General features: G+C 44.4%; 5 protein-coding genes. 1 reads left to right on the top strand and 4 read right to left on the bottom strand.

What is annotated here, in order from left to right:
- Positions 1–242: 242 nt before the first annotated feature.
- Positions 243–917: a hypothetical protein gene (locus QZU58_RS09610; RefSeq protein ID WP_294496340.1), complete on the bottom strand. Its 675-nt coding sequence runs from the start codon at positions 915–917 to the stop codon at positions 243–245.
- A gap of 302 nt (positions 918–1219) precedes the next feature.
- Between QZU58_RS09610 and mepA the strand changes: the two genes are divergently transcribed.
- On the top strand, positions 1220–2035 hold the full coding sequence (mepA, locus tag QZU58_RS09605) for a penicillin-insensitive murein endopeptidase (protein WP_294496338.1): 816 nt from the start codon (positions 1220–1222) through the stop codon (positions 2033–2035).
- A gap of 227 nt (positions 2036–2262) precedes the next feature.
- Here mepA and QZU58_RS09600 read toward each other — a convergent pair whose 3' ends face one another.
- The 3 genes from QZU58_RS09600 to QZU58_RS09590 all read right to left on the bottom strand — a co-directional run bounded on the left by QZU58_RS09600 (position 2263) and on the right by QZU58_RS09590 (position 5676).
- Entirely contained in the window at positions 2263–2982 is a 720-nt protein-coding gene (locus tag QZU58_RS09600; protein WP_294496336.1) for a hypothetical protein, read from the bottom strand.
- A 395-nt stretch (positions 2983–3377) separates the two neighbouring features.
- The gene (locus QZU58_RS09595; RefSeq protein WP_294496334.1) at positions 3378–4349 is read right to left on the bottom strand and encodes a diaminopimelate dehydrogenase; all 972 of its coding nucleotides are present in this window, start codon (positions 4347–4349) and stop codon (positions 3378–3380) included.
- Between the two features lie 451 nt (positions 4350–4800).
- Entirely contained in the window at positions 4801–5676 is an 876-nt protein-coding gene (locus tag QZU58_RS09590) for a BON domain-containing protein (RefSeq protein WP_294463525.1), read from the bottom strand.
- Positions 5677–6085: the final 409 nt, after the last annotated feature.

Here is a 6085-nt window from a genome sequence, read left to right as displayed (position 1 = left end):
ATCCGGATGACGAATACTTTTTCCTGAAAGTCATAGATGCGAGTAGGAAGAAGTACATCAGGAATCAGCGATCACATAAAATTAATGATTGAGCCATTTTTCCACTTTTCCGTTGCGCAAACATCCTGCCTGCAGAGCTTGCCGTCCTATTTTCTGGTTCACCGGTTCCTCCGCATCACGTCACCTTCTTCTTCAGATCCCGACTCTTCCTTTTTAATTTAAGAAAATTCTGCTTTCATACTTTATTTACTGTTACCGTCCAGCCGGTGTCTTATCGCCAGAAGCTGGGCACAGACATCCGTCATCCTGTTTTTAAGCTTTGTTATCCTGTTTCTGCAGGAAAAGGCGTTACAGAGATTGTTCACCCAGAAAAACTCATACAGTACGACCAGTCTGTCAAAATTGGTAAGACATACCAGAAACTCTTTTTCCATAGGGCTTTTTACCACCATCCTACGCCTGAAGCCTGAAGACAGAGAGACATTCTCAAGCAGAGAATCCAGCCCGCGGTCAGAAATCTTTTTTCTTACGGAACAGAGTTCCGCATAAAGCTCCCTGCTTGTGTGGGAGATTCTGTAAAGTCCGTCCCTTACCGAAACAAACTCATCTTCACTGAGACTGTTCTGTCTGAAAAACAACAGAACCGAGAGCCGGTGAATGCTCCACATGGTTCCGGAAAGCATTCTGCCAGCAATATTCGAGGCCTCTCCCGACAGCAGCACAAGCTCATGATACTGTCTCAGACCGCGTCTCACCGGTCTTCCGGAATCAGAGGACTTATTTTTCCCTTTAACGTTTTCTGAGAATAGGCCCTCAGTGGCTGTGCTTCCCCATTTATCTTCCGACACCTGCTCCTCATGTACGGACAATCCCGCAGTTTCTCTTGCATCATTAGCGTTTTTTTCACCAGTCATCATTTGCTCTCCTGTCGTCAGTCATACTCATCATGTTAAGTCTGACGTGTGGATTTTAGTCATTTACGCCATAAAACATTAATTAAGCGTCATACCGCCCAAAGATCACATTGTTAGACCCGGACGGGGATGCGGGAGCCTTATCCGAATATGTAATGAGCTATAATGCCCGCAGATAATTAATTTCGTACGGATACATGCATCCGGATCCGCTTTCCATCCCCCTGCAATCTCAGAGTATTTCAGACAGAAAGCAGTCCCCGTGCGAATCACTTTTTGTTTTTCCAAACCAGCAGGATACAACTATGTTTTTAGCCCCTATAATCATGGCTGCGGCACTTACCGGAACCCCGGCGGACTGGGCCGGTGTAACCCGTCCGGCAGGACAGGAGGCACAGCCTATCGGAGAATATTCAAACGGATGTATTTCGGGAGCCGTAAGTGCGGATCTGAAAAATCCGTACTATCAGGTAATCAGACAACAGAATCGACGTTTCTACGGTCATCCTCTTCTTGTAGAGTACATTAATGATCTGGCCGGCAGAGCGCATGACTCCGGACTCCCAATTCTACTCATAGGAGACATGGCAATGCCCCGCGGCGGCCGCTTCATCCGCGGTCACGCAAGCCATCAGTCAGGACTCGACGTTGACATATGGTTCAGAATGGTTAAAAGCCCCCTGAGCAAAAGCGGACTGCAGACTCCATGGGCTCTGACCATCGTCAAGGACAATTTTCTGGAAACGAACTCTCATTACACCAAAGACACCTATACCCTCATAAAACTAGCAGCCACCGACGACCGCGTTTCCCGCATCTTCGTACATCCGGCAATTAAGAATCAGGTCTGTCATGATACTCCGGAAAACGATCGTGCATGGGTACGCAAGCTTCGCCCATGGTGGGGACACACGGCTCATATGCACGTAAGACTTGAATGCCCTGCCGGAGCCCTGTACTGCATAAAACAGCCGACAGTGGCTGAAGGAGACGGCTGCGGAGCCGAACTGGAAAGCTGGCTGGAGGATATAAGACATCCTAAGAAGAAGAAGGAAAAACCTCAGAAGCCTGTTAAAAAGAAAGTTCCGGAACAGTGCGTGGAACTGCTGAATATAAAATAAAGGCTTTGTCATCCTCATAAATTCTGGGTAGTTCCCCGAAAGCGGGCACCAAGCGGTAGTCTTGTTTAACTTTCGGTGGAACTCCGGTAAGATCTGGTATTTGATAAAACCTTTTTTTGTATCCGTTCCGTCAAAAACAAAGAAGACCGAATCCGTTGTTGTCCGGATTCGGTCTCTTATTACTGACCAATGTACGAACGGCTCCGTCGAGCCGTCTGGTTGGGATCCTAGTCGAACAGAATCGGCATTCTCTTTTTCAGATAACGGGCCAGCTGTTCACTCTTGATGGATATCTGCAGATGTGCGGCAGATTCATCCACGGTCCAGTCAAGAAGCCTAATCATGTCGAATGACAGATCCTGTTCTCTTATGGTGTTCTTAATGGCCGGAGAAAGATCAACAATGTATTCCTTGGCATTGAACTCACTCTTTGTAACGTTGATTTCCGGAATTGCTCTGTTGATTGCGGAAATTTCCAGACCGGTCACCATCATACCGATTCTTATCATGTTACGGATAAGCCATGAGGTATCAGGCATTTCCCATGAATTAAGAACAAATGCCAGCTTGAAATTATCCTTATTGACGATAATGTCGCTTATGGAGAGATTCAGAATGATTCTGCCGAGCTTAACATGATTTGCGGTAAGCTTAAGCCTGTTAATGCTGGAGGTTGCAACCTGCAGACTGTCCAACACCTTTGGAATTCTAATGTCAGACACATATTCATTAACCAGATCGGTAGGAATCACAAAGCGTCCGAAAACCATATCCTCAAAGCGCTGAGCACGCCAGATCTCCTTACCCAGCTTCTTAAGATCACTGAATTCGGCACTAACCTGTGACTGTGCATCCTTTACCCTCAATTCATAGCGTTTATGAATACCGTCAACCACGCTGGAATCGAACATGGTTCCGTTATTGGGATTGTAGTATTTCTCTGACATTTAATCCTCTTAATTTTTCATCTTCCGGCTGCTGTTCTTATCATATGGTGTGTTCCGTTCATATTCCCTCCGGTATGCCCGGAACTGAGCGCAGCCAATTCAACATAACTGAGCTAATTATACTCTATCTGCCTTCTTTTTGTAAAAACCAACACAAGCTCTGAGCCATGATTGTGGGCTTTCTCATGATTGTGGCGCCTGCACGCCCAAAATATCTGCCGATACGGAAACAAAACACAGTGCGAAACCATGAAAAATAAATTGTCCGCTCCATTGACCTTTCTATGGAATGGAATGGGATGGGATGGAATTGCATTCCTTCAGGAAACAAAAAACTCCGGCAGTCTGATCCGACTGTCGGAGTTGTATCGGTTTAGCCGTTAACTAACGGAATATTAGAGCATGTGAGCTCTTAATTCTTCACCGCTTAACTGACTTAAGTATGATGGAGCAACATCAAATACGGTGAGACAGCCGGTCTTGCCTTCCGCACGTAATCTGTAAGTTGCGCGGGCATAGGCAACGAGTACGCTTGAAGTGAATTCAGGATTTGAATCAAGCTTTAAGCTGTATTCGATAACGTGGGTCTTGTCACCGGTAGAGCCTGAACGGATTACGAAACCGCCGTGAGCAATACCGCTGTGATCTCTTACGAATTCTTCTTCAGAAATGAAGTGAACGATGGTGTCGTAGTCAGAGAAGTAGTTTGGCATGGTCTTGATTTCATTTTCAACGTAAGCTGCATCAGCACCTTCGTTAAGAACTACGAAACATTCACGTAAATGCTTCTGACGGGTGGTTAATTCAGGATTTGAACCGCTGCGAACTGCTGCTAAAGCTTCTTCCTTAGGAATGGTGTACTGCTTTGCATTCTTAACACCCTTGATTCTTCTTACTGCATCAGAGTGTCCCTGGCTCACACCCTTACCCCAGAAGGTGTAATCCTTGCCGTTTGGAAGGATGGCATTAGCGTAAGCACGGTTTAATGAGAATAAACCCGGATCCCAACCTACTGAAATCATGCCGAGAGTACCGTTGGCACGAGCAGCGGCATCAACATTTGCAAAGTGTTCAGGAATACGGGCATGAGTATCAAAACTGTCGATTACATTGAATAACTTAGCAAGTTCAGGGGTCTGCTGTGGTAAATCGGTAGCACTGCCGCCACAGATAATCATAACATCAATCTTGTCCTTCCATTCAGCAACCTGAGAAGCGCTTACAACCGGAGCACCGCAGGCAACCTGTACAGAGGAAGGATCTCTGCGGGTAAATACAGCAGCGATTTCCATGTCTGGATTTAATTTAACAGCCTTTTCGATACCTCTGCCGAGATTACCGTAACCATAGATACCAAGTCTAATCATTTTTGACTCCTTACTTTCGTCATTTTTTATAAATCTGAATTGACTCTTAACTAAACAAGTGGATATTTTAGCTCAATATTTCCGATTAGAAACTCAAAAATATCAATAACATCAAATATTTTTTCGGTTTTCACTGTTTTTGTGCATTAAAAAAATCAATTAGCCATAACTAACAAAAATCGTGCAGAATCCTATCTTTTTCGTGCACCCTTTTTGAGCATTTTTTTCATATTTTTCCGTTTTTTTTATTTTTGGGGCATTTTTGACTCTTTTTGATGATGTCTTTACCGAAAATACAGAGGTAATAATGATACATTTTTGAACATTGGTGCACTTTAAATGATCCGTTCATCTAATAATGAAAAACCGGAACACCGTAAAATGGCATTCCGGTCAATACACATCAAAAAAACTTTATGAAAGTCCCTTTCGGGACCTTTCTTCAGTTTCCCTATTCAATGATGAACAGATCAGATGAACTGTCTGCAGATGAGGCTGCAGGAGCAGACTCCAGCGGCACGTTTTCCTCAACCAGGTCATATACAGGCTTTGCCTGACGGGTACCTGTTGTTCCGGGAGCTGAGGAAGCAGTTCCTGAGCTCATGGTCACAGGCTGTTCCATTATTGAATTGTCTTCATAGAACGCAGGACTTTCCGCAGCCGCAGGGGTCGCAGTATTAGACGCGCCTGATGAAGATGAGGGAGCGGTCGCAGCGTCACCGTTTACCACGTTGGCTGTTCCCTTGTCTTCCATGTATTCAAAAATCTTAACCACCTTCTTAACTCCGTCAATGCCTCTTGCAACATTTACGGCACGATTGGCTTCACTGTGATTTACCACACCGATAAGGTATACCACCCTGTTTTCAGTGATAACCTTGAATCTGCCGGAATTAATCTGCTGACCGAAAAGAAGCTGGGTCTTTACCTTGGTGGTAATCCAGGTATCGGTTGAACGTTCAGACATTCCAAGAGGTTCAATCATTTCGATTCTGTTAATGACGTTCTTAACTTCAGGAATAGCCTTTACCCTGGTTACGATATATTCAATATATTCCTTGTCACGACACTGACCGGTAAGAAGAACATTTCCGTTCACGGAAGTGGCATCAAGCTTTGATGCTTCATAGATTTCACGGTTGTTTGAAAGGTATTTGCTTGCCTTGAGTTCAATACCTTCGTCATCCACCATTGTTCCGACGGTTCTGCCGTCAGCCGCAACTACGGCACCTGCCCCAATGGCGCTGCCTGCCAGAATGGCGGTACAGCCGGTTGTAGTCATTACTGAAAATGCTCCGAGCATAAGCAGAGAAGCAAATCTGTTCATATAAATCCCCCTCAAACAAACTGATAAGTTTTATCCTGACCGGTTCTGCCATCACGGCAAAACATACACTCTCACAGACTGAGAGTTATAAAAATATAGATAATTATAAAAACAATCGGTTCAGATAATTTTACGGGACTCTACCATACTGTGAGTTATTTCGCAATAAACGCCGGTCACTGCGCCCCGGGGACTGAATCTGCGTCAATTTTTGGTCAATCACTTTTTTTATGTGATTGCAAAAAATAAAAATTATTTATGCATTGAATAAAAAAGGATCTTCCTTTATGTTTGAGTTGCATCCTGCAAAATGTAGCATCTCAACCAAAATGAAGATCCATGCCATGAATTATATAAACAATACAACTACCTTTCAAGAAGCTCTTACTTCTTCTGCAAAGTATCTTAT

It is taken from the genome of uncultured Ruminobacter sp. (assembly GCA_902764345.1).
Taxonomy (GTDB): Bacteria; Pseudomonadota; Gammaproteobacteria; order Enterobacterales; family Succinivibrionaceae; genus Ruminobacter.
The sequence above is the reverse complement of the archived record's forward strand: the minus strand, read 5'-3'. Positions and strand labels throughout refer to the sequence as shown.

Coding starts and splice junctions, on each gene's coding strand:
- QZU58_RS09610 (WP_294496340.1), bottom strand. CDS start 917: ATGATGACTGGTGAAAAAAACGCTAATGATGCAAGAGAAACTGCGGGA.
- mepA (WP_294496338.1), top strand. CDS start 1,220: ATGTTTTTAGCCCCTATAATCATGGCTGCGGCACTTACCGGAACCCCG.
- QZU58_RS09600 (WP_294496336.1), bottom strand. CDS start 2,982: ATGTCAGAGAAATACTACAATCCCAATAACGGAACCATGTTCGATTCC.
- QZU58_RS09595 (WP_294496334.1), bottom strand. CDS start 4,349: ATGATTAGACTTGGTATCTATGGTTACGGTAATCTCGGCAGAGGTATC.
- QZU58_RS09590 (WP_294463525.1), bottom strand. CDS start 5,676: ATGAACAGATTTGCTTCTCTGCTTATGCTCGGAGCATTTTCAGTAATG.